The organism is Mesorhizobium sp. M4B.F.Ca.ET.089.01.1.1 (assembly GCF_004022605.1).
GTDB lineage: Bacteria > Pseudomonadota > Alphaproteobacteria > Rhizobiales > Rhizobiaceae > Mesorhizobium > Mesorhizobium abyssinicae.
In genome coordinates, this window is record NZ_RZOS01001354.1 from 1 (window position 1) to 485 (window position 485).

1 pseudogene is annotated in these 485 nt (G+C 58.4%); it reads left to right on the plus strand.

Annotated elements, in window-relative coordinates:
- Positions 1–262: pseudogene (locus EN780_RS40090) on the plus strand (peptidase); the annotation flags it as partial.
- Positions 263–485: the final 223 nt, after the last annotated feature.

Below are 485 nucleotides of genomic sequence, written 5' to 3' on the forward strand. Positions count from 1 at the left end.
TCCGGAGAACGGCTTGTGCACGCGCGACATCCGGCGAGAGGTATGGTCTATAGCCCCCGACGATCCCCTGTCATTGGCCGCCGAGATTCGCTGGACATGCGCTGCCCAACGGACAGACTGGCGAACGGAAAGCCATTGCACCACCCGTCTCTCCTGTACGGCGGCCGAATGGGTGATTTCGGAGCGGGTTGAAGCACTGGCTGACGGTCACAAGGTATTCGAACGCGAGCGCAACGCTCGGATCTCGCGTGACCAGATGTAGGGGTTCTATCCTACGGCAACATAACAGCGCGTCAGGCCCGGAGGGCGTCTTGAACTCATTGAGTTTCGTGGGCAAAAATCTGAAAGCTTCCCATATCGTTCCGTATCGTCTCGTGGCGCTAAACAGATGTAGTTTACGAAGTGTACGAACGTTGGCAGCCATCCTCCAGAACGGCCGTAGTGAGGCCGATTGCTGCCGGTCCGGTTGCGGGAAGGACTGGGTA